19 protein-coding genes are annotated in these 19,141 nt (G+C 68.5%); 12 read left to right on the forward strand and 7 right to left on the reverse strand.

Going from position 1 to position 19,141, the window contains the following annotated elements:
- Window positions 1-4 precede the first annotated feature (4 nt).
- Window positions 5-1,036, reverse strand: coding sequence for a nicotinate-nucleotide--dimethylbenzimidazole phosphoribosyltransferase (gene cobT / locus JNK84_RS06130; protein ID WP_293421607.1), 1,032 nt, complete (start codon window positions 1,034-1,036; stop codon window positions 5-7).
- 107 nt (window positions 1,037-1,143) lie between these two features.
- Here cobT and JNK84_RS06135 point away from each other — a divergent pair, with 107 nt between their 5' ends.
- The 5 genes from JNK84_RS06135 to blaOXA all read left to right on the forward strand — a co-directional run bounded on the left by JNK84_RS06135 (window position 1,144) and on the right by blaOXA (window position 5,376).
- Window positions 1,144-1,926 carry an adenosylcobinamide-GDP ribazoletransferase gene (locus tag JNK84_RS06135; protein ID WP_293421609.1) on the forward strand — a complete coding sequence of 261 codons (783 nt, stop codon included), beginning with the start codon at window positions 1,144-1,146 and terminating at the stop codon, window positions 1,924-1,926.
- A gap of 31 nt (window positions 1,927-1,957) precedes the next feature.
- Window positions 1,958-2,149, forward strand: coding sequence for a DUF1289 domain-containing protein (locus JNK84_RS06140; RefSeq protein WP_441343221.1), 192 nt, complete (start codon window positions 1,958-1,960; stop codon window positions 2,147-2,149).
- Window positions 2,146-2,862, forward strand: coding sequence for a retropepsin-like aspartic protease family protein (locus tag JNK84_RS06145; RefSeq protein ID WP_293421613.1), 717 nt, complete (start codon window positions 2,146-2,148; stop codon window positions 2,860-2,862). The genes JNK84_RS06140 and JNK84_RS06145 overlap by 4 nt, the downstream gene beginning before the upstream one ends.
- Before the next feature lie 59 nt (window positions 2,863-2,921).
- Window positions 2,922-4,466 (forward strand): bifunctional metallophosphatase/5'-nucleotidase, encoded by a 1,545-nt coding sequence (locus JNK84_RS06150; RefSeq protein ID WP_293421615.1) that lies wholly within the window; start codon window positions 2,922-2,924, stop codon window positions 4,464-4,466.
- Between the two features lie 94 nt (window positions 4,467-4,560).
- Entirely contained in the window at window positions 4,561-5,376 is an 816-nt protein-coding gene (gene blaOXA, locus JNK84_RS06155) for a class D beta-lactamase (RefSeq protein WP_293421617.1), read from the forward strand.
- A 76-nt stretch (window positions 5,377-5,452) separates the two neighbouring features.
- Here blaOXA and JNK84_RS06160 read toward each other — a convergent pair whose 3' ends face one another.
- Entirely contained in the window at window positions 5,453-6,316 is an 864-nt protein-coding gene (locus JNK84_RS06160) for a sulfite exporter TauE/SafE family protein (RefSeq protein ID WP_293421619.1), read from the reverse strand.
- 239 nt (window positions 6,317-6,555) lie between these two features.
- Between JNK84_RS06160 and JNK84_RS06165 the strand changes: the two genes are divergently transcribed.
- Window positions 6,556-6,813, forward strand: coding sequence for a hypothetical protein (locus tag JNK84_RS06165; protein WP_293421621.1), 258 nt, complete (start codon window positions 6,556-6,558; stop codon window positions 6,811-6,813).
- A gap of 44 nt (window positions 6,814-6,857) precedes the next feature.
- On the opposite strand, the gene dusA is transcribed toward JNK84_RS06165, so the two are convergent.
- Window positions 6,858-7,901 carry a tRNA dihydrouridine(20/20a) synthase DusA gene (dusA, locus tag JNK84_RS06170; protein ID WP_293423500.1) on the reverse strand — a complete coding sequence of 348 codons (1,044 nt, stop codon included), beginning with the start codon at window positions 7,899-7,901 and terminating at the stop codon, window positions 6,858-6,860.
- Window positions 7,902-8,085: 184 nt separating this feature from the next.
- Complete coding sequence (locus tag JNK84_RS06175) at window positions 8,086-8,442, reverse strand: winged helix-turn-helix domain-containing protein (protein ID WP_293421623.1); 357 nt, start codon at window positions 8,440-8,442, stop codon at window positions 8,086-8,088.
- A 191-nt stretch (window positions 8,443-8,633) separates the two neighbouring features.
- Here JNK84_RS06175 and JNK84_RS06180 point away from each other — a divergent pair, with 191 nt between their 5' ends.
- The 5 genes from JNK84_RS06180 (at window position 8,634) to JNK84_RS06200 (ending at window position 14,485) form a co-directional block, all read left to right on the forward strand.
- Window positions 8,634-8,981: an ArsR/SmtB family transcription factor gene (locus JNK84_RS06180; protein WP_293421625.1), complete on the forward strand. Its 348-nt coding sequence runs from the start codon at window positions 8,634-8,636 to the stop codon at window positions 8,979-8,981.
- 232 nt (window positions 8,982-9,213) lie between these two features.
- Entirely contained in the window at window positions 9,214-9,459 is a 246-nt protein-coding gene (locus JNK84_RS06185; protein WP_293421627.1) for a hypothetical protein, read from the forward strand.
- A gap of 17 nt (window positions 9,460-9,476) precedes the next feature.
- Window positions 9,477-10,889, forward strand: a complete 1,413-nt coding sequence (locus tag JNK84_RS06190; RefSeq protein ID WP_293421629.1) for a calcium-binding protein — start codon at window positions 9,477-9,479, stop codon at window positions 10,887-10,889.
- 381 nt (window positions 10,890-11,270) lie between these two features.
- Window positions 11,271-13,013: a type I secretion system permease/ATPase gene (locus JNK84_RS06195; RefSeq protein ID WP_293421631.1), complete on the forward strand. Its 1,743-nt coding sequence runs from the start codon at window positions 11,271-11,273 to the stop codon at window positions 13,011-13,013.
- Window positions 13,010-14,485, forward strand: a complete 1,476-nt coding sequence (locus JNK84_RS06200; RefSeq protein ID WP_293421633.1) for an HlyD family type I secretion periplasmic adaptor subunit — start codon at window positions 13,010-13,012, stop codon at window positions 14,483-14,485. The genes JNK84_RS06195 and JNK84_RS06200 overlap by 4 nt, the downstream gene beginning before the upstream one ends.
- Window positions 14,486-14,534: 49 nt before the next feature.
- Here the strand turns inward: JNK84_RS06200 and JNK84_RS06205 are convergent, their stop codons facing one another.
- The 3 genes from JNK84_RS06205 to JNK84_RS06215 are packed head-to-tail and all read right to left on the reverse strand — an operon-like array spanning window position 14,535 to window position 17,694.
- Window positions 14,535-15,563, reverse strand: a complete 1,029-nt coding sequence (locus tag JNK84_RS06205; RefSeq protein ID WP_293421635.1) for an NAD-dependent epimerase/dehydratase family protein — start codon at window positions 15,561-15,563, stop codon at window positions 14,535-14,537.
- A complete protein-coding gene (locus JNK84_RS06210) occupies window positions 15,560-16,978 on the reverse strand; it encodes a UDP-glucose dehydrogenase family protein (protein ID WP_293421637.1) in 1,419 nt (472 codons plus the stop codon). The genes JNK84_RS06205 and JNK84_RS06210 overlap by 4 nt, the downstream gene beginning before the upstream one ends.
- 38 nt (window positions 16,979-17,016) lie before the next feature.
- On the reverse strand, window positions 17,017-17,694 hold the full coding sequence (locus tag JNK84_RS06215; RefSeq protein ID WP_293421639.1) for a helix-turn-helix transcriptional regulator: 678 nt from the start codon (window positions 17,692-17,694) through the stop codon (window positions 17,017-17,019).
- Between the two features lie 710 nt (window positions 17,695-18,404).
- On the opposite strand from JNK84_RS06215, the gene JNK84_RS06220 reads away from it, so the two are divergent.
- Complete coding sequence (locus JNK84_RS06220) at window positions 18,405-19,124, forward strand: nucleotidyltransferase family protein (RefSeq protein ID WP_293421641.1); 720 nt, start codon at window positions 18,405-18,407, stop codon at window positions 19,122-19,124.
- Window positions 19,125-19,141 lie beyond the last annotated feature (17 nt).

Raw genomic sequence — 19,141 nt, forward strand, 5'->3', positions numbered from 1 at the left:
GGCCTCAGCCCTTCCGGCTGACGGAAGCCTGCTCGAAGGTCGCCATGCCGTTGTGGACGGCGAGCGCGTTCCGGACGATGCCGCAGGCGAGCGCCGCGCCGGAGGCCTCGCCGAGGCGCATCCCGAGGTCGAGAAGCGGCCGCTTGCCGATCCGGTCGAGGACGCGGCCATGGGCCGGCTCAGCCGACCGATGGGCAGCGAGGCAATGGTCGAGGGCCGAGGGGTCCAACGCATGAAGGACGGCAGCGGCGGCCGTCACCACATAGCCATCGAGCAGAACGGGGACGCGCTGGAGACGGGCGGCAAGGATCGCGCCGGTAATGGCGGCGATCTCGCGCCCGCCGACCCTGCGCAGGATTTCCAGCGGGTCGCCGCCGGGGCCGCCGGCGCGCGCGACGGCGCGCTCCACGACCTCCGCCTTGCGTCGGACGCCATCGGCATCGACGCCGGTGCCGGGACCGACCCAGTCGGTCGCCGCGCCGCCGTAGAGCCCGTAATGGACGGCGGCGGCTATGGTGGTGTTGCCGATACCCATCTCGCCGAGGCACAGCAGGTCGGCGCCGACGATGGCCTCCATGCCGAAGGCGATGGTGGCGGCGCAGCCCGGCTCGTCCATCGCATCCTCGACCGTGATGTCGGGCGTCGGCACGTCGATGGCGAGGTCGAAGACCTTCAGGCCGATATCGTTGGCGACGCAGAGCTGATTGACCGCCGCTCCGCCGGCCGCGAAATTCTCCAGCATCTGCCGGTTGACGCTGTCCGGGAAGGCCGAGACGCCCTGTTTGGTCACGCCGTGAGCGGTCGCGAAGATGGCGACCAGCGGCCGGTCAACGCGCGGCTTCGGGCTGGCCGACCAGGCCGCGACCCACTCGGCGATCTGCTCCAGACGGCCGAGCGCGCCTGCCGGCTTGGTGAGTTCGGCATCGCGCCTCCTGACGGCGGCGACCGCAGCCTCATCCGGGCCGGGCATGCGCGACAGCAGGTCCCGAATGTCGTCAAAGGGAAGTCCCGAAGGGCTCGGAGGCGGATGGGCCATGGCGGACTTTCGGAATCGCGAGGCAAAGCAGGGGCGCGACCGGTAGCAGGCCCGTCCCCGCTTCGACAAGCTGGCGCAACGTCGCCGCCGCCGCTATGCGTCAGATCATGGACAATCCGGCCCTCTGGCGAGACACGATCCGGGCGCTGCGCTTCTTTTCGCGCCTGCCGCTGCCGGCCCTGCCCGGCGAAAGTGATCCGCATGCCGCGCCTGACCTCGCGCGTCTGATGCCGGCCGTGCCGCTCGCCGGCCTCGTCCTCGGCGGACTTGCGGGAATCGTGCTGATCGTCGCTGCCGGCCTCTGGCCGCCGACCGTCGCCGCCATCCTGTGCGTGGCCGCCGCCGTGGCGATGACCGGCGCCTTCCATGAGGACGGACTTGCCGACACCGCCGACAGTTTCGGCGGCTGGAGCGTCGAGCAGCGCCTGACCATCATGAAGGACAGCCGCATCGGCACATTCGGCGCCTCGGCGTTGATCCTCGGTCTCAGCCTCCGGGTCGCGGCCATAGCCGGCCTGCTGGCCGCAGCGGGCGCCGGCCGCGCCGCGCTGGCGCTGGCGGCAGCGGGCGCGGTCTCGCGAACCGCAGCACTGATCCTCGCGGCCCACCTGCCGCCGGCCCGCCCGGACGGCGCGGCCCACGCGGCGGGCGTGCCGACGCCCGAGGGTTTCGGCCGCGCCTGCCTGACGGCGGCCGGCATCGCCTTGCTCGCCTGGCCGGCCGCCGGGTTCGGCGGGGTGATCATCGCCCTGCTCGCGGCGGCGGGCCTCGCCGTCGCTGCTGAGCGCTTCGCGGTCCGGCATGTTGGCGGCCAGACCGGCGATATCGCCGGCGCGACGCAGCAGGCCGTCGAGATTGCCGTTCTACTGACATTGCTTATGTTCGCCTGAAGCAACCGGAGCGGGCATGCGCGGCGAAGCGATCGAGACCCCCTGCATCAGAATCTGCCAGGTCAACGCGGAACGGCGCATCTGCGAGGGCTGCGGGCGCACGCTCGCCGAGATCGGCGGCTGGCTGTCGATGAGCGCGGCGGAACGCCGCCGGGTCATGGTCGAACTGCCGGCACGCCTCGCAAATCTCTCGGGCGCGGCAAGCCTCTCGGGCGCGGCATGAATCTCCGCCCCGCCGTCTGGATTCTCATCGTTCTCCTGGTCCTGCTGGTGGTCGTGCTGGCGATCCGCTCCGGCGACATGGCCACCGGCACGCTCGATGCCGGCGACTGGGCCCGGCTCGTCGGGCTGTCGGCGCTCGCCACGCTCTATGGCGCGACCGTCATGGGCATGTTCCGAGGCCGAGGCGGCGAGGCGCTGCAAGCGGCCCTTGCCTGGCTCGCCATCGTGGCGGTTCTGGCGGTCGGCTATACCTATCGCTACGAGTTCGAGGCGGTCGGCCGCCGCGTCTTCGGCAATATCGTCCCGGGCCTCGGGCAGGAGGGCGTCACCGGTTCGCGCGAGGTGACGATCTCGCGCGGCCCCGGTGGCACATACGCGGCACGCGTCGCGGTCAACGGCGCGCGCGCCGTGCCGATGCTGGTCGATACCGGCGCCTCGGCGCTGGTGCTGACCGACACCGATGCACGGCGCGCCGGCATCAAGGTGGACGAACTCGACTTCAGCGTGCCGGTGCAGACCGCCAACGGTCAGGCCATGACTGCCGCGACCACCGTCGAGAGCGTCTCCGTCGGCCCCATCAGCGAACGCAACATCCGCGCGCTCGTCGCCCGTCCCGGCGCCCTGTCGTCGAGCCTGCTCGGTCACACCTTCCTCGATCGGCTGGAAAGCTACGAGGTGCGTGGCGGGCGGATGGTTCTGCGCGGACGCAACTGAACGACCCTTGCCACTGCTTGCCGGCCGGGAGCATTCTCCGCCGCCGGAGAAAGAACGTCATGACTTCCATCAGCCGCCGCGAAACGCTGACCGCCGGTCTCGGCGCTGGCCTCGCGACACTCGCGGGCGGGTCGGCGCAGGCCCAGCCGGCAATGCCGGGCAACGGGCTCCTCACGCTGCTGCTGGTCAACGACATCTACAAGATGGGCGACGAGAACGGCCGCGGCGGCTTTGCCCGGCTGAACGCCATCGTGAAGGCCGAACGCGCCCGCGGCGTGCCCATGCTCTATGTCCATGCCGGCGACATGTTCTCGCCCTCGCTGATGTCCGGCTTCGACCAGGGCGTCCATACCGTCGAACTGTGCAATCTCGCGCCGCCCGACATCTTCATCCCCGGCAACCACGAATTCGATTTCGGCCCGGAGGCCTATCTGAAGCGCCGCCAGGAATCGCGATTCCCGTGGTTCGCCGCCAATATGCGCGCCGCCGACGGCTCGCTGCTGCCCGGCCACGAGGACGGCCGCATGTACGAATTCGCGGTCGGCGGCAGCGTCGGCACGCTGAAGCTCGGCATGTTCGGCGTGGCGCTGCCGAACACGCCGCAGGTTTCCTCGTCCGGCGATATCCGTTTCACGCCGACCATGGAGACCGTGCGCCGCGAGAGCGCGCGCCTGCGCCGCGAGGGGGCGGATCTCGTCCTGTGCTGCGCCCATACCGACCGCGCCGACGACAATGAGATCGTCCGCTCGCGCCTCGTCGACGTGCTGCTGACCGGCCATGACCACGACCTCGCCATCGCCTATGACGGCCGCACGGTGATGGTCGAGAGTTCCGAGGAAGGTTACTACGTCACCGCCATCGACCTGACGCTGCGCCGCGTGTCGGTGGACGGCGTCAGCCGGGTAACCTTCACGCCCTCCTTCCGGGTCAACGACAGTCGCGCCGTCGAGCCGGATCCGGCCACGGCGGCGCGGGTGAAGGATTACGAGAAGATCCTCTCCGACGAACTCGACGTGGAGATCGCCTCGATCACCGGCGAACTCGACACGCGCACGACATCGGTGCGCTCGGGCGAGCAGCCGATCGGCAACCTGATCGCCGACGCCATGCGGCAATCCGCCGACGCCGAGGTTGCGATCATCAATGCCGGCGGCATACGCGGCAACAAGGTCTATGCCTCCGGCCACCGCTTCACCCGTCGCGACGCGCTGACCGAACTGCCCTTCGGCAACCGCACGGTGACCGCTCCGGTCTCGGGCGCGGATATCCGGCGGGCGCTGGAAAACGGTGTCAGCCAGGTGGAGCAGCGCGCCGGCCGCTTCCCGCATGTTTCCGGCATCGTCGCGGAAGTCGACCGCGACCGTCCGGCGGGCAGCCGCGTCGTCTCCGTGCAGGTCAACGGCCAGCCGCTCGACGACGACCGCGTCTACAGGCTGGCGACCAACGACTTCATGCTGCGCGGCGGCGACGGCTACGACATGCTCGGCCTGCGGGTGAAGGAGAAGGACGTGCAGGGCAAGCTGGTCGCCTCCGACCTGATGGCCCATCTGCGCCGGCTCGGCACGGTGACGCCGCGCATCGAGGGTCGCATCCTGTTCCGATAGACGCCACGAAGCCTGCCCGATCGCGCCAAGGGCATGCCTCAATCGGCCGCGAAGGTCCGGCCGCGCATCGCCAGCGCGCAATCCCGGAGCTTCCATGTCGCCTCGATCTCCCGCCCTCTCCCGCCGCAGCGCCCTTGCCATGGGCGCAGCGCTCCTGGCACCCGGCAAGGCCTCGGCCGACACGGTCGAGCGGCCCGAATTCGCCGCGGCGCTGAAGGAGGCCGGGCTGGCGGGCACATTCGCGCTGATCGGTGGGCGCACGGGGTCCGTTCAGGCCGCGGACGCGGCGCGTGCCGGCCGCCGCTATGTGCCGGCCTCCACGTTCAAGATCCCCAACAGCCTGATCGCGCTGGAGGCCGGCGCCGTGCGCGACGAGAACGAGGTTGTGCCCTATGGCGGCAGGCCGCAATTCATCAAGGCCTGGGAGCGCGACATGCCGCTGAAGGAGGCCCTGCCCGCCTCCAGCGTACCGGTCTATCAGGAGATCGCGCGCCGCGTCGGGCTCGAGCGCTACCGCGAATGGCTGGCGAAGTTCGACTACGGCAACCGCGAGACCGGCGCGGTCGTGGACCGCTTCTGGCTCGATGGGCCGCTGACGATCAGCGCGATCGAGGAAGCCCGGTTCAACCTGCGCCTCGTGCGCGGCGAACTGCCGGTTGCCCCGCGCACCCGCTCGATCGTGCGCGACCTCCTGAAGCTCGAAAGCGCCGGCGAGGCGACGCTCTACGGCAAGACCGGCTGGTTCGCGAAGCCCGGCGAGCCGTCCATCGGATGGTGGAGCGGCTGGGTCGAACGCGCCGGGGAGATCCACGCCTTCGCGCTCAACATCGACATGCCGCAGGTCGAGATGGCGCCGAAGCGGGTCGCCGCCGGCAAGGCGATCCTCAAGCTCGCCGGCGTCTACGGCTAGTTCATGGTTCCGAAAAGCGGGAACCGGCTTCCGGGAAAGATCATGCTCCGCCAACGAAGTGGAGCACGAGCCGGCTTCAGCTTCCCGCCCGCGCGACGAGGTCCCACAGGAAGCGGGCCGAGACGATCAGCAGGAAGATGCCGAAGGACAGTTCCAGCTTGCGCTTCGGCATGGCGTGGGCGAGGCGCGCGCCGAGCGGGGCGGTCCACATCGATGTCGGGATGAACAGCAGGAAGCCGATCAGCGAGACATAGCCCAGCGCGAAGGGGAACTGCATGGCGGCGACCGCCGGATATTCGGCCGCCTTCGGCCAGCCGGCATAGATATAGCCCAGCGCGCCGGGAATGGAGATCAGCACGCCGAGGCCCGACGAGGTCGCGACCGCATTATGGATCGTTCGGCCATAGGCCATCATCACGAGATTGCCGAGCTGGCCGCCGCCGATGCCCATCAGGCTCGACAGCACGCCGATGACGCCGCCGGAGGCGGCCATGCCGGCAGGACCGGGCATGCCGGTGCCGAAATTCAGCTCCTTGCCGGTCAGCAGCCGCCAGGCCGAGAGCCCCGCGACAAAGACGAACACAGCCTTGAACACGGAAGGCGGCGCATAGCGCGCGATGAACGAGCCGACGATGACGCCAAGCACCACCGGCACGGCCCAGGCCCGCAATATCTCCATGTCCACCGCGCCCTTGGCCCGATGCGCCTGGAACGAGCGGATCGAGGTCGGGATGATGATGGCGAGCGAGGTGCCGACCGCGAGCGGCATCCTCAATTCCACAGGCACGCCGACGACGCCGAACAGTTCGTAGAGAACCGGCACGATGACCGCGCCGCCGCCGACGCCGAAGACACCGGCGAGGATGCCGGTGACGGCTCCCGCGGCGAGAAGGCCGACGCCGAGAATGGCAAGCTGATCGTAGGGAACGCCAAAGAGCATGATCGGGGGTCCGGAACGAAGATGGCGCGACTTAATCGCTGCCCGCACCTCGCGGCAAGGTGCCCCGACGCGCGGCCCCCGTGCGCAGGACACTGAAACACCGCTGATACAGGCGAAACGGCGGCGGCATTGAGCATCGTCAGACGGCAAGGCTGCCGGGCGATGGTCCGCCTCGAAGCAGACGGGCCACCACAAGCGCACCGCCCCTCTGCCGCCACACAATTCCTCAGGAGCTTCCCATGACCCGCATCGCCTCGCTCAAGCTCGCCGCCGCCTTCGTGGCCGTCCTGTCCGTCCCCTCGCTCGCCATGGCGCAGTCCGCCGGCGGCGGTGGCAGCGCCGGCGGTGACGGCGGCCTGATGTCGGCCCCCGAGATCTCGCACATCAATCTTCCGCCGACCGTTTCGCCGTCCCGCGGCGAGACGGCGGCCGTCGCCCAGCGCTGCTCGTTCGAGCTCATTCGCGGCCATTTCTGCGAGCCGGCGCGCACCCGCTGATCCGACACCTCATCCGGCATCGCGCTCGGGGCGGCACCACCAGATCAGGTGGCTGCCGCCTCAGCCATGTCCGGGGCCCGGCCGTGTTGCCGATCGGCACGGGCGCGGTCGATCAGTTCCGCCGCCTCGCGCAGCACAGCCATGCCGGCCCCCGGCTTCACGGCCTCGACCGAGAGGTGCCGGCGGAACAGCCGCGCACCCGGCACGCCGTGATAGAGGCCGAGAATGTGGCGGGTCATCGACGACAGGCGCACGCCGGCCGCGAGCTGGCGCTCCACATAGGGCAGGAAGGCCTCGATAGCCTCGGCAAGGTCCGAGACCGGCGCGGTCTCGCCGAAAAACACCGGATCGACATCCCGAAGGATGTACGGGTCCTGGTAGGCGGCGCGGCCCAGCATCACGCCGTCGAGCGCCACGCCGTCCAGCGGCTCCAGCAGCGCCCTGGCTTCGGTGATCGAACCGATCCCGCCATTGATGGCGACGGGGAGCGCCGGCAGGCGGGCCTTCAGCCGGAACACGCGGCCATAGTCGAGCGGCGGAATCTCGCGGTTCTCGCGGGGTGAAAGGCCCTTGAGCCAGGCCTTGCGGGCATGGACGATCAGCGCATCGACATTCGCCGCGACCACGGCATCGGCCAGCGCATCGAGCGCGACTTCCGGGTCCTGGTCGTCGATACCGATCCGGCATTTGACCGTCACCGGGACGCGGACGGCCGCCTTCATCGCCGCCACGCAGTCGCCGACGAGGACCGGTTCGGCCATCAGGCAGGCGCCGAAACTGCCGCCCTGCACCCGGTCCGACGGGCAGCCGCAATTGAGATTGATCTCGTCATAGCCGAGGTCCTCGGCGATGCGCGCCGCTTCCGCCAGCATCCTGGGCTCGGAGCCGCCCAGCTGCAGCGCGACCGGATGCTCCTCGGGTGAGAACCCGATCAGGCGCGCGCGATCGCCGTGGATCACGGCATTGGCGGTGACCATCTCGGTATAGAGCAGGGCGCGGTGCGTGAGGATGCGATGGAAGAACCGGCAATGGCGGTCCGTCCAGTCCATCATGGGGGCGACGGAGAACCGCCAGAAGCCGGGTTTCACCGCAGCCTGACCGCCAGATCCGCCGACTGCCGCCGTCGCGCTCAATGCACCATCCTCGCCTGTTCCGCCCAAGCGGCTCCGCCATCGCCGCCGCGAAACCGGTTCGCAGCGAGGCCGGACCATATCCTTCGGGCCGCCACCCGTCACGCCCGGGGAAAACACGCCTTCCCCCCGCGGCGCCGGCTCAACCCTGGCACTCGGCAGGCAGGTCGACCTCCGACTGGAGTGCCTCCAGGTGCATCTCGGCAGCCTGCGCGGCCGCTCGCTCCACCGCCCGGAAACGGGCCACCAGCGCAAGCCCCAGCGGCGTCAGCGTCGCGCCGCCGCCATGCCGGCCGCCTGTCTGGCGCGCCACGACCGCCTTGCCGAAGACCCCGTTCAATTCCTCCACCAGCTCCCATGCCCGGCGATAGGACATGCCCATGGAGCGGCCCGCGGCCGCGATGGAGCCTCGCGCGGCGATCTGCTCCAGAAGCTCGACCTTGCCGGGGCCGATCCGGCCTCCGGGGTCGAGATTGATGCGCAGGCTCAAGGAGGGCATGGGGGAAACGGCCGGCAGGTGACGGGCAGCGACCTTAGACGATCGCCGCGATTCAGAGAATTGCGCGAGCGACAAGCCGTTGCCGGGCGGCGGTGCTCCATTGCGCACAGCAGGAGTTGCGGCGCGCCGCCCTTCGTTATATCCAAATGAAAATAACGAACGAAGACCCCGCATTCAAGGCATCAGGCAGGATGGCCTCTTCCTCGACCGCCGGACGACCGAACCGATCCCCGTGCCACGCCGACGATGCGGCTCCCGCCGCCGAGCTCTCGGACGTGCTGAAGGCCCTCGCCCACCCGGTCCGGCTCGCCGCAGTGCGCGCACTTTCGTCGGGCGAGCGCTGCGTGAGCGAGCTCGGCGCCGAACTCGGCGTGCGCCAGCCTCTGCTCTCCCAGCAGCTGACGGTGCTCAGGGGCGCTCACGTCGTGACCACGCGGCGCGCGGCCAAGCAGGTCTTCTACCGCCTGACGCCCGGCAAGCTCGACCCGCTACGCGGCCTGTTCAGCGCGATTCACGAGGGCGGCCGCCGGGGGGCTTGATCCGCGACCAACCAGGAGAGACCGAAAGTCCGCAACCCTGAACGGTCGTTCGGCGGGGAAGGCCGCGCCGCCGCCGGCTGCCCGGGCCCGCCAGGTCAGCCTACCCCTGCGCCATGCGCGGGCTCCCGCCTCACGCATCAGGCGAGGCGGTGAATAATTCCCGTCGCCCCGGCCGGCGTCCATCGGTTCCCGAAACCATCGCAACGCGGCGCGCAGGCCGCGCCGATCCCGCATGCGCGGTGATTCGGTGAATACTTGCGGTGCGAAACCGCCATCGACCGCCATGCTTGTCCGCGACAACGGCGCGCAACATTTCGAATTCCCCACGAATGGTAGCAATTTTGCGGCACCGATTACCAATGCAACCCGTTCAAATGCAGTCATACACGCGCAAATTGCTCAAATATGGAGTCAATTAACATTTATTAACCACATTCTCGCCACCATGGACCGCGAGACCATTGGCGGGCTGAATTAACACTGCGGGAGCATATTATGACACTTCATTATGTCGCCGGCGGCGGTATCGAAAATAACGGAAAATATACTGCGGGTACGGCGGGCTTCAATTTGGCTGACGTACAGTCATTGGAGCAACTTAATGCTCTACCTGATGGCGTGAAGGGCCTTGTATGGCTCGACAAAGCTGAAGGTGTCACGAGCGAATTTATCGCCAAAGTCTCCCAATACATCGGGAACGACAAACTCTGGGGCTTCTACCTGGCTGATGAGCCGGACCCGACTGGCCAATGGGGGACCAAGGTCTCGGCCGCCGACCTGAAGGCCGAATCCGACTGGATTCACGCGAATGTTCCGGGGGCCAAGACGTTCATCGTGATGATGAACATGGGCATGACCTCCGACCCCACTTACATGAATACGTATAACCCGGCGAATACCGGTATCGACTACTACGGCCTCGATCCCTATCCGATCCGGACGGGCGGCAATATCGATCTGTCGTCGATCAACAAGAACGTCGAGGCCGCGATCAAGGCCGGCATTCCCCTCGAGGCCATCGTGCCGGTCTATCAGGCGTTCGGAGGTGGCGGCTGGTCGACCGATACCGGCGGCAAGTATGTCATGCCGACCAGCGCCCAGATGAAGGCGATGATCGACCATTGGGCGACCGTCGTGCCCGATCCGATCTTCGACTATGCCTATCACTGGGAGTCGCAGAACGGCGATCAGGCGCTGTCGACCAATTCCGCCTTGCTCGATGTCTTCCGGCAGCACAACACCACGAGCGATCCAGCACCGGTGATCGAGACGCTTCCCCCGGTGACCGAGCCTGTCCACCCGCCGACGGACGGCTCCGGCTCGACTGCCGGTTCGGGGACGGGCACTACGCCCCCGGTCACGGAACCGACCGACCCTGGCACTGGTTCGGGCTCGACTGCCGGTTCGGGGACGGGAACCACGCCCCCGGTCACGGAACCGACCATGCCCAGCACCGGGACCGGCTCGGGTTCGACTGCGGGTTCGGGCACCGGCACCACGCCTCCCGTATCCGAACCGACGCCTCCCGTTGTCGATACGGGCAGCACCGGCGGCGGGCGCGGCCACGGCAAGGGTGGCCACGGCGACAACCACCGCGGCGACTGGGCGGATGCCGGCCACAAGTTCGGACAGAAGTTCGCGTCCAGCGATTCCTTCCGATTCTCCGAGGCCACATCCAAGTTCGCGGACGGAGCCGCAAGCGCCGGCACCGCGGACTTCATTACCAAGTTCGGTGCCAATGCCCGCTCCCAGTTCGTCGATAAGCTGGCTGCCCTCGGCCTGACCGCCGATGGCGTGGGCTCCAACGCCGACGCTTCGGCGCAGAGCACCGCAAGCGTCGACGCCAGCCCGCCGGCCAACAAGATGGCCCACCACCAGCATTTCGCCTGGGACCATCTGTGGGGCTGAAGCCCTAGGCTCGTCCCGATGACAGGGCGCGCAAGAATCGCGTGACTGTGCTAGGAGCGGATGCTCAGACGCCGCCGGGGCCTGCTCCGGCGGCGTTCCGCAAGCGTGGAACGACATCGGCCACGCGGCGTCAGAACAGGTTTGCGGGCGCCCATCCAGGGCCCCGGACAATGGCATTCATCGCGGCCTCAGGCCGCTTTGCATCCGGGGCTGGCGGGCCCCGCAGCATCGGTTTTCGTTGCAGGACACCCTCGCATGCGGGGCGATGCTCCATGCCGATGCGACAGCCAGTGCATTCCGGCGGCTGTCCGGGGGCTTGCGCGCCCCGAGGGCGTCCCGGCCGGATCGACACCCGCCCGACCGACACCTGAAAGGCTGAAAGTGAACGGCAATTCTAACGGCGCCCAGCCGCAGGCAGCACATGCCGTGGCAGGGAAGGAAGACCCGATCGCGGCGGCGCTGAAGGCGTGTCGCGGCCCGCTCCGGGCGGCAGCCATCTTTTCCGGCGTCCTCAACGTCCTGATGCTGTCCGGCGCCATCTACATGCTGCAGGTCTATGATCGCGTCCTGGTCAGCCGCTCCGTCCAGACCCTCATCGGCCTGACGGCGCTTCTCGCCGCCGTATTCGTGGTCCAGGCGCTGCTCGACATCATCCGCCAGCGGCTGCTGACCCGCATCGGGCTGTCCGTGGACCGCCGCCTCGCCGGCCGCATCTACCGCCTCGTGCTCAACATCCCGCTGAAGGCCGGGCGCACGGTCGACCCGCTCCAGCCGAGCCGCGATCTCGACACTGTTCGAGCCTTCGTCTCCGGCCTCGGGCCGACCGCCTTCTTCGACCTGCCCTGGACGCCGCTCTTCGTCCTTCTCTGCTTCTTCCTGCATCCGCTGATCGGCTGGTCCGTGCTCATCGGCGGCGTCATGCTCTTCACCATCACGTGGTTCACCGAACATGCCGTGAAGGACCCCAGCAAGGCGGTTGCACGGGAGTTCGGCACGCGCATCGCCATGACTGAAACGTCGCGCCGCAATACCGAGGCGATCGCCGCCATGGGCATGCAGCAAGCGCTGGTCGACCGGTATCTGGCCGTCAACGAGCGCTACCTGGCCGCCCACGAGGCGACGACGGACGCCTCCACCACGTTCGGCACGATCTCGCGCGTCTTCCGCATGGCGATGCAGTCGGCGATCCTCGGCCTCGGCGCCTATCTCGTACTGATCGACCAGGCATCGCCCGGCGTGATGATCGCTGCCTCGATCCTCATGGGCCGCGCGCTCGCGCCCATCGAGATGGCCGTCGCGCACTGGAAGGGCTTCATGGCCGCTCGCCAGGCATGGAACCGGCTGCGCCTCATCACGCAGGCGATCCCCGAGCCGGCGCCGCGCCCGCCCCTGCCCGTGCCGAAACGCATGCTGACCCTCGAACAGGCCGTGGTCGCCGCGCCCGGCAGTCAGGTGCCGATCCTCCACGGCGTGTCGCTGTCGCTGCTCGCCGGTCAGGCGCTCGGCGTCATCGGGCCGTCGGCGTCGGGCAAATCGACGCTCGCGCGCACGCTCGCGGGCGTGTGGGCTCCGGCGCGCGGCTCCGTCCGCCTCGACGGCTCCGAACTGTCGCAGTGGGCGCCCGAGGCCCGGGGCGAGTTCATCGGCTACCTGCCACAGGATATCGGCCTGTTCGACGGCACGATCGCCGAGAACATCGCGCGGTTCCGTCCCGATGCCCGGCTCGACCAGGTCGTCGCGGCAGCGCGCATCGCCGGCTGCGACGTGATGATCCGCTCGCTGCCCGAGGGCTACGAAACACGCATCGGCGAGGGCGGGCTTGCCCTCTCGGGCGGCCAGCGCCAGCGCGTCGCGCTCGCGCGCGCCGTGTTCGGCGATCCCTTCCTGGTCCTGCTCGACGAGCCCAACGCCAATCTCGACGCCGACGGCGAGGCGGCCGTCACGCAGGCCATCCGCCACATCCGCGACCGCAACGGCATCGCCATCGTCATCGCGCACCGCCCGAGCGCGCTCGCTGCCGTCGACATGGTGGCGGTCATGCGCGACGGCCGGCTCGCGGCCTTCGGCCCGCGCGATGCGACCCTTGAACGCGTGCTGGCGCCCGATGCCGGAGGAACCCGATGATGATCGACGCGCGCGACAAGCTCGCGCTTCTTGCGGCAGCGATCCCGGCTGCGCGCAGCCTCGCCGGCGCATCGGAGAAGCTTGCCCGAAAGGCCCGGTCAAAACTCCCCCCGACGGGCGATCTTCTGCGCCTGTCCGGCACTGTTGCGAAGCGAGCGGGCTCCGTGCTGTTCGCCTCCGGGCCGTCCGATCCGAACATGGGCCGGCTGATCCGGTCGGGCATGACGATCGTCGCCGTCTTCGTCTGCGGCTTCGGCCTCTGGGCGGCGACCGTGCCGCTGTCCGGCGCTGTGGTCGCAAGCGGGACGGTCGTCGCCGACACCTATGTCAAGACGGTGCAGCACCCGACCGGCGGCGTCATCGGCGAGATCCGCGTCCGCGAGGCGGCGCATGTGAGGGAGGGCGACGTCCTCATCCGCCTCGACGACACGGTCATCCGCGCCAATCTCCAGGTGGTGGTCAAGCAGATCAACGAGGCGCAGGCGCGCATGGCGCGGCTGGAGGCCGAGCGTGACGGATTGCGGGAGATCGCCATTCCTTCCGATCTCGAACCATGGATGAGCTTCCCCGACGTGGTCCGGGCCGTCGACAGCGAGAAAAGCCTGTTCCAGGCAAGGCTGGAGGCCCGCGAGGGCCAGACCAAACAGTTCCGCGAGCGGATCGGCCAGATTCGTGAGGAAATCACCGGCATCGCCGCGCAGGAGCAGGCGCGACGCCGCCAGGCCGAGCTGATCGACCGCGAGGTCGCCGATATCGGCGACCTGTTCCGCCGCAACCTCGTGCCGCGCACGCGCATCGTCGAGCTTGAACGCGAACAGGCCCGCCTCAAGGGCGATGTCGGCCAGTTCGTGGCCGAGCGCGCCCGCGCGCAGGCGCGCATCACCGAGAACGAACTGCTCATCCTGCAGGTCGGGCAGGACCTGCGCCGCGAGGTCGCCAGCGAATTGCGCGACGTGCAGGCCAAGCTCGGCGAACTGGTCGAGCGGCGGGTGCAGGCCGAAGACGCGCTGAAGCGCATCGAGATCCGCGCGCCGCAGGGCGGCATCGTTCACCAGCTCGCCTATCACACCGTCGGCGGCGTCATTCCGGCGGGGCAGCAGATCATGCAGATCGTGCCGGGCGACGACGATCTCGTCCTCGAAATCCGGGTTCAGCCGCAGGATATCGAGAAGGTCGTGGTCGGGCAGGCCGCGCATGTGCGCCTGACCGCCTTTCCCCATGGCACGACGCCGGAAGTCGAGGCGAAGGTGCTGAGGGTCTCGGCCGACGTCGTCCGCGACCAGAACCTCGGCACCACCTACTACACGGCCCGCGTGGCGCTGAGGGACGGGGAACTCGCCCGGCTCGGCAATCACAAGCTCGTGCAGGGCATGCCGGCCGAGGTCTATGTCCGCACCGGCGACCGCACCGCCCTCGCCTATCTGATGAAGCCGATCATGGACCAGCTCAAGCGGGCCTTCCGCGAGAAATAGGCTCGCCTGTCCCCGGCCGGTCGGCGGCAGAGCCCGGGACAGCCTCACGTCAGGACGCCATCGCGGCGCGCGCGCCAGAATAGTCGAGATACCAGTCGACGAAGGCGCGCACGCCCTCGGCGAGCGGCGTCGAGGGCCGATAACCCGTCAGCGCCGCCAGCAGCCGATGGTCGGCATGGGTCTCGCGCATGTCGCCGGGCTGCATGGGCAGCAGGACGCGCTCGGCCCGCCGGCCGGTCGCGGCCTCGATGCAGGCAACGAATTCCTGCAGGTCCACCGGCGCGCCGCCGGCAATGTTCACGACCCGCCACGGAGCGACGGCCGACAGGCTGTCGCCGCCGCCCTCGACGGCGACCGGACTGTCCGCCTGTGGAGCCCGCTCCACCAGCCGCGCGATCGCCTCGACCAGATCGTCGATATAGGTGAAGTCGCGCCGCATCGCGCCGTGGCCGTAGAGCTCGATCGGCCGCCCGGCCAGCATGGCATCGACGAATTTGAAGAGAGCCATGTCGGGGCGGCCCCACGGACCGTAGACCGTGAAGAAGCGGAAACAGGTGGTCGGTATCCGCCACAGATGGGCATGGCTGTGCGCCATGGCCTCCATCGCCTTCTTGGTGGCGGCATAGAGCGTGATCGGCCAGTCCGTCCGATCGGTCTCGCAGAATGGCGTCGGGCTGCCGCCATAGACGGAACTGGTCGAGGCCAGCAGGAGATGGCGCGGCCGCACCCGCTTGGCGACCTCCAGAAGATTGAACGAGCCGACGACGTTGTGGCCGACATAGGCATGCGGCGCCTCGATGGAGTAGCGCACGCCCGCCTGCGCGGCGAGGTGGATGATAATCTCCGGCGCGGCGAGATCGGCGGCCCGTTGCAGGGCCTCTTCGTCCTCCAGCCAGGCTATGACCGGCCTGAATCCGGAAAACTGCTCCAGAAGCGCGTGGCGCGCCCGTTTCAGACGCGGGTCGTAATAGTCGGTGATGGCGTCGAAACCGACGACGGAATGGCCCTCGCCCAGCAACCGCCGGGCGAGGTGGAAGCCGATGAATCCGGCCGTGCCCGTGATCAGGAAGCGGGTCATGCCCGCCTCCGGTCGAGGCCGTGATCCCGCCCGGCTCCATCCAGCGCAACCGGCGCGGGCATTTCCGGGCGCCGGACGCGGCGGAGCCTTGCCGCCGGCAGATCGTCGTCGTCGCCCCGGCCCACTCCGACATAGCGGAAGCCGTGCCGGATCACGTCGCGCGCGGAATAGATGTTCCTGAGATCGACCAGCACGGGCTGGGCCATCAGCCCCTTCAGCCGCGGCAGGCCGAGAGCGCGGAACTGGTCCCATTCAGTGACGATGGCGAGGGCGGACGCCCCGCGCGCCGCCTCATAGGGGCTCTTGCAGAACACGACCTCAGGCAGCAGGGCGCGGGCCTGATCCATGCCTTCGGGATCATGGACCCGGACCTCCGCGCCCGCGTCGAGAAGACCCCGGATGATGGCGAGCGAAGGCGCCTCGCGGACATCGTCGGTATTCGGCTTGAAGGTCAGGCCGAGCACCGCGACGGCCTTGCCGCGCACCGAACCGCCCGCCGCCGCGATGATCCGGCGCGCCATCGCCCGCTTGCGCTGGTCGTTGACCGCCACCGTCGCCTCGATCAGCCGCAGCGGCGCGTCATGGTCCTGGGCTGTCTTGACGAGGGCCAGCGTATCCTTGGGAAAGCACGAGCCGCCGAAGCCGGGACCGGCATGGAGGAATTTCGACCCGATGCGGTTGTCCGCGCCGATGCCGCGCGCGACGTCCTGTACATCCGCGCCGACCTTCTCGCAGAGATCGGCGATCTCGTTGATGAAGGTGATCTTCATCGCGAGGAAGGCATTGGCCGCATATTTGATCAGCTCTGCCGCCCGGCGCGAGGCAAAGAGCAGCGGCGATGTGTTGAGGAACAGCGGCCGATAGACCTCCGTCATCACCTCGCGCGCGCGCTCGTCCGTCGTGCCGACGACGATCCTGTCGGGCCGCTTGAAATCGCCGATCGCCGCGCCCTCGCGGAGGAATTCGGGGTTGGAGGCAACGACGACATCGGCCGCCGGATTGGCCGCGCGGATGATCCGCTCGACCTCGTCGCTGGTGCCAACGGGAACGGTCGACTTGGTGACCACCACCGTGAAACCGCGCAGCGCCGAGGCGATCTCCCGTGCGGCGGCGAAGACGTGGGATATGTCGGCGAAACCGTCGCCGCGCCGCGACGGCGTGCCAACGGCGATGAAGACGGCATCCGCCTCCCCGACCGCTGGCGCGAGCGCCGTCGTGAAGGCGAGGCGTCCCGCCTCGACGTTCCGCGCAACCAATTCAGCAAGACCGGGCTCGTAGATGGGCACCCGGCCGCCGTGCAGGGCATCGATCCGCGCCGGATCACTGTCGACGCACGTAACGGAATGGCCGAAATCGGCGAAACAGGCCCCGGATACGAGGCCGACATAGCCGCAGCCGATCATCGCGATATGCATGGCGCTTCTCCCTTCCTCGCAGGCGTCGCGCAGCCCGGTCAGGGCAGCACGGCGACCCGCGTGAGGAGGGAGACCAGCTCCGCCTGCCGCCGCGTCTGCGTCTTGGCAAAGATGGCGGCGAGCTGGGAGCGGACCGTCGTCCGGCTGAGCCGCCGGCTGCGCGCGATCTCCATCGGCACCTCGCCCTGCGCCAGCAGCAATGCGAGCCGCGTTTCGGCAAGCGTCAGGCCGAACATCCGCTGCAGCATGCTGGGATTGGGCTGCAGATGGGCGTCGAGGTCGAGCAGCATGACGAGGCAGCGGCCATCCGCCGGCGGGTCCGGCGTCTGGTTGACGAAGAGCGGGGCTTCGTCGCGGCCGGACACCACCACCCAGGAGAGCGCGCCGAGCGTCGGCCTGGTGCGCGAACGATCCATCAGACGACGGAAGGCGCGCGAGATCTCCTCGAGACCGCGCGAGGCGCCGGCAGCGCCCATCAGCAGCGTGCGGGCCGTCGCATTGGCCTCGACCACACTGCGGCCGTCGGCAAGCACCAGATAGCCGCAGCCGAGGCGGTCCAGCGCGCCGAGCGCCGGGTGGTTCGGCGCATCCCGGCTGCCTGCATCGGCAAGCGAGGACGAGAATTCGCGGCTACGCGGAGGCGGCGGACGCCTCCCCTCCAGAAACGGCGGCGGTGAGCGGAGAGAGGCTTCTGCGTGGCTGCTCGCAAACGTCATGACACTACTCCCTACGAGAGCCTTCCGACGACGGAAGCGGGTCCGGCGATGACGCGCGTTTGCTGTCATCGCGCAGGATTGCGCGCTGTCGTTGTACGGAAGTTTGGTGTTTCCCCTCGACCTCCGGCGGAGGCCAATTCATGCCACTTCACAATCATTTGCGTGGAATTTTCCGGCAGCCAAAAGAACTGCACCCCCATCCATTCCAGCACCTGAAGACAATAGCAGCACGGCCCCGATGCACACGCGCCCGTTGTAGTTAGCAGACTTGCCCCGATGGGTGGGACAATCGTTCGAATGAATCCTTCCGCTAGGTAATATCGATCAGTCTACTCCGAAGGAGGTATCGCCTGTGGAGTACCCCCTCAGGCAAGCCTCTCGCCGTTCGCGACAACCGATCGGTTCGAGCCCGGGCGCCACCGTCATGCCGGTGCTCCCAGAACGCGAGCGCGCAAGACGCGAGCGCGATGCGGCCACGCGCGCGCAGCGTCGCCGGACGGCGCGGACGCACCGGTCGGCCGATGCCTTTTCAGGTCGAGACTGCAGCCGTCCTTCAAACGGACGAAGACCGGCCCGAACAACGCTGCCTAGCATCCCCAATCTCCGCCGGAGCTGACGCCCAACCGATGCTCCCGGCGGCCACATCCGCATTCGGGAATGTCTCGCGTCTATCGGTCGATGCCGGCCTGGGCGGATATTGGGAGGTTCGCATGAAGGCAGTGATCCAATGTGGCGGCAAGGGCACCAGGCTGCGTCCCTATACGGCGGTGCTGCCGAAGCCTCTCATGCCCATCGGCTCGCGGCCGGTGCTGGAACTGCTGCTGAAGTGGCTGCGTCGCAACGGCATCCGCGAGGTCTTCATTACCACCGGCTATCTCGGCCACCTCATTCGCAGCTTCTGCGGCAATGGCGAGCAGTGGAACCTGAAGATCGTCTACACCGAGGAGATCGAGCCGCTCGGCACGATCGGCCCGCTGACCCTCGTGCGCGACCGCCTGCTGGACGGGCCCTTCCTCGTGCTCAACGGCGACGTGCTCACCGACCTCAATCTCAGCCAGTTCGCCAGCTTCCACCGCCGGCAGCCGGGCCCGGTCACCATCGCCACGGCGGTCCGGACCATCAAGATGGATTTCGGCGTCATCGAGGAGGTCAATGACACCGTCGTCGGCTTCCGCGAGAAGCCTTCGCTGCCGCATCTCGTCAGCATGGGTCTCTACTGCATGGACCCCTCGATCTTCGAGCTCATTCCCGACGGCGTGCCGTTCGGCTTCGACGACCTGATGCTGCAGATGCTCGAAGACCAGACGCCGGTGCATGTCTTCAAGCACAACGGCCTGTGGCTCGACATCGGCCGCGTCGAGGATTTCCACCGCGCCCAGGACATCGCATGGGACGACCAGTCGGTCGTCGCCGAGTCCCAGGCTGCCTGAGCCCCTCACTGGCAAGG

It is taken from the genome of Phreatobacter sp., from assembly GCF_016793595.1.
GTDB lineage: Bacteria > Pseudomonadota > Alphaproteobacteria > Rhizobiales > Phreatobacteraceae > Phreatobacter.